The organism is Streptomyces sp. SPB074 (genome assembly GCF_000154905.1).
Classification (GTDB): Bacteria; Actinomycetota; Actinomycetes; order Streptomycetales; family Streptomycetaceae; genus Streptomyces.
In genome coordinates this window covers 774,567-777,922 of sequence record NZ_GG770539.1, presented here as the reverse complement: position 1 = coordinate 777,922, position 3,356 = coordinate 774,567, and the positions used below count along the sequence as shown (strand labels likewise).

The 3,356-nt window shown below is 74.7% G+C and carries 4 protein-coding genes; all 4 read right to left on the bottom strand.

The window, feature by feature from the left end:
* Positions 1-61: 61 nt before the first annotated feature.
* Entirely contained in the window at positions 62-1,420 is a 1,359-nt protein-coding gene (locus SSBG_RS03175; RefSeq protein WP_234010711.1) for an MFS transporter, read from the bottom strand.
* 162 nt (positions 1,421-1,582) lie between these two features.
* Complete coding sequence (locus SSBG_RS03170; RefSeq protein WP_008744785.1) at positions 1,583-2,080, bottom strand: MarR family winged helix-turn-helix transcriptional regulator; 498 nt, start codon at positions 2,078-2,080, stop codon at positions 1,583-1,585.
* 67 nt (positions 2,081-2,147) lie between these two features.
* Positions 2,148-2,930 carry a metallophosphoesterase family protein gene (locus SSBG_RS03165; RefSeq protein ID WP_008744784.1) on the bottom strand — a complete coding sequence of 261 codons (783 nt, stop codon included), beginning with the start codon at positions 2,928-2,930 and terminating at the stop codon, positions 2,148-2,150.
* A complete protein-coding gene (locus tag SSBG_RS30605; RefSeq protein WP_234010710.1) occupies positions 2,927-3,232 on the bottom strand; it encodes an HAD family hydrolase in 306 nt (101 codons plus the stop codon). Before SSBG_RS30605 ends, SSBG_RS03165 begins: the two co-directional genes overlap by 4 nt.
* Positions 3,233-3,356: the final 124 nt, after the last annotated feature.

The following is a 3,356-nucleotide window of genomic DNA, read 5'->3' as shown; positions in this document are numbered from 1 at the left end:
CCGTGCTCGACGCGGACGCGGGGACGCTGGCGCTCGCGGAACCCGCGCTCGCCTGACGGCCTCACCGCCCCCGCCCGGCGCCCCGCTCCCCTCCGCCGGGTGGTACGGGCACGGGCGCCGCACCGCCCCCGGTACCTCCGCCGCGCATCAGGCGCCGGTCGAGCACGGTGAGGAGGAGGACGGCGAGACCGGCCCCCACCAGGACCAGCCCGATGGTGTGCAGGCCGCCGTCGCTCGTCCCGCCGCGGAAGACGATGCCGCCGATGACGGAGGACGTGATGGTGCCGAGGCAGCCGAAGGTGCGGAAGAGCCCGGAGGCGGTGCCGATCTGCTCCGGCGGCGCCGCGACGTACAGCATCGTCTGGTTGCCGACGGTCGTCGTCGCCGTCGTGATCCCGAAGACGAGCGAGACGAGGACGAGGACGAACACGGGACTGTCCGAGCCGAGCAGCAGGATGCCGACGGAGCCGACGAGCATGGACAGCGCGGCGGCGACGAGCGGCCCCCGGACGAGGTTGCGGCCGGCGAGCGGACGCGACAGGAGCGCGGAGACGGCGCCCATCGGCAGCAGGAGCAGCCCGGTCTGGAGCGCGGACATCCCGTAGGTGTCCTGCGTCCACTGCGTCACGCCGAACATGACGGTGTACGTGCCGAGGAGCGACAGCGCCTGGCGCAGGTACGTCCGCGAGAGCGCGCCGTTCGCGGCGAGGCCCCGCAGGTCGAAGAACGGGTCCGGCCTGCGCAGCTCCCACCACACCGTGGGCGCGGCGGCGACGGCGAAGACGGCGAGCGCGGGCCAGGAGGGGTGCGGCAGGCCCATGAGGAAGACGACGAGCGCGGTCATCGAGGCGGCGAAGCCGAGGACCCCGGCGAGGTCCACGCGCGCCGCGATCCGGCGCAGGGGGCGCGGGGAACGGTCGAAGGGCTCGTCGGCCGGCGGCCAGCGCACCGTCATGAGGAGCGCGAGGAGGGTGAAGGGGATCTTGACGAGGAAGGCCCAGCGCCAGCCGGCCGCGCCGACGAGGAGCCCGCCGAGCGGTGGCCCGAACGCGGCCGTCGCCATCCCGGCGACGGCGACACCGCCCAGCACCGAGCCCGGCGGCTTCGTCATCCGGGCCGCCGCCGCCCGGCGCCTGATCAGCACCATCGCGCAGGGGAACGCGGCGGACGTGCCGAGCCCGATGAGGACCCGGGCGACCGTCAGCACGGCCAGGTCCCGCCCGAGCCCGCCGACGATCCCGCCGAGCAGGACGAGCACGATCCCGCCGAGGAAGACGCGGCGCGCCCCGACCACCTCGGCGAGCTTGCCCGCCGTGGGCTGTGCGACGGCGCTCGCGAGGTAGAGCGAGGACACGAGCACGGAGGTCGCGCCGATCGCGAGGTGCAGATCGGTGGCGAGGGGGACGAGGGCGGTCGCGATGATCGAGCTGTTGACCGGGTTGAGGCTGGAGCCGAGGTAGAGGGGGGGTGGTGAAGCGCCAGGAGAAGGGCTTGCGGGGCTCTTCGGCCGCGGTGCCGGTCGCGGGACGCGCGGCGGGGTGGGTCGCGGGGTGGGTGGCGGTCTCGTCCGGCCGCGCGGCGCTCATATCCGTTCCTCGTCGTCGAGACCGGCGCGGGCGAGGCGTTCGAGGAGTTCGATCGTCTTGTCCAGGTCGGGACGCTCCTCTGGGCGCACGACCTGGTCGATGGCGCGCGCGAGGAAGGCGGCGCGGCTCGCCAGGAGCCGTTCGATCAGCTCGGCGGCCGAGGGTGCCGCGCTGGTGAGCTTCTTGCGGCCGTCGCCGGGGTCGGGCTCGGTCCGGACAAGACCCGCGGCCTTGAGCGCGCCGAGGCTCTGCGCGATGGACTGCGCGCTGACGTGGTCGAGCGCGGCGAGCCGCGCGGCCGTCACGGGGCCCTCGCGCACGACACTCGCGAGGACGGTGAGCTGCGTCGGGGTGAGCCCCGTCGCGTGCTGCCCCGACTCGCTGCGCAGCCGGGCGCGCAGCCGGCGGATCGCGTCGTTGAGGCGCTGGGCGGTTTCGGGGGTGGGCGGGAGCGAGCCGCTCCCGGGGGCGGGCGGAGGGGAGGAAGGGGACATGCCGCCAGAGTAAAAATACGCAAGTAACTTTGTCAAGTTACTTGCGTAGCTTGGGGTGGCCGGCTCCTCACTCCATGTCGCCACCGCTCCGCCCGTCGCGCGGCCCGAACGCCGCGAGCGCCTCCAGATCACCCACCTCGCCACGCACGTACGTCTCCGCCCAGGCCCGCGCCCCGGGATACGCCGAGCCCGCCACCACCTCCTCGATAGCCGCCGCCACGTCCACCGGCGTGTGCCGCAGCGACACCTGCCCCGCGCGCAACAGCGCCCACGAACCACCGGGACGCCCGTACGGCATCCCGACACTGCCCGCGTTGACGACGAGCCGCCCGCCCACGAGCCGCACGAACGGCATGTGCGTGTGCCCGCACACCACCGTCCGCACCTCCTCGGGAAGCTCCGCGAAGACCTCCGCCCACTTCGCCGGACGCGTGTCCACGAGCACCACCTCCTCGTCGTCACGCGGCGTCCCGTGGCAGAACACGACCGGCCCGAAACCCGCGACCTCCCGCACCACCGGGTGCGGAAGACCGCCGAGCAGCGCGAGGTGCGCGGGACCGAGCTGCCGCGCGGCCCACAGATCCACCGGGTACGCCCCGTCGGCGCCGAGCGTGCCGCGCGCCAGCCCCACGAGTTCCCGGTCCGCGTTGCCCCGCACGAGCACCGCCCGCTCCCCGAGGCCCCGCAGCCGGTCCAGGACCGCGACCGGCTGCGGACCCGCCGCCATGTCACCCGTGAAGACGAGCAGTTCGGCCGCGCGCACGTCCGGTTCCGCGAGGACGGCTTCGAGGACCGGCAGGACCCCGTGAACATCGGAGAGCACGGCGACGGAGCGGACGGGAGGACTCATCCCGTCATGCTCGCCGGGCCCCGCCCGGGGTTCAAGCCGGGCCCCGGAAGTACGCCGAGGGCGCACAGCGCCGACCGCACCTCCCGGTGACTCGCGGCGTACGTGTGCGCGGCGACGAGGGCGCCGGGCCCGAACGCGGTGGTGAGCCCGACCACATGGCGCCCGGCCACCCGCGCCGCCTCCGCCCCGGCCGGGGCGTCCTCCACGGCGACGCACTCCCGCGCGGGCACCCCGAGCCGCGCGGCACCGAGCGCGTAGCAGTCGGGCGCGGGCTTCCCCCGTACGACGTCCTCGCCGCACACCCGCACGCGCGGCAGCGGCAGCCCGGCGGCGGCGAAGCGCGCCCGGACGGTGGTTTTTTTTTTTTTTTTTTTTTTTTCACGGCACCCGAGCCGCCTCCCCCTCGGCGAGCAGCCCCACCGCCCC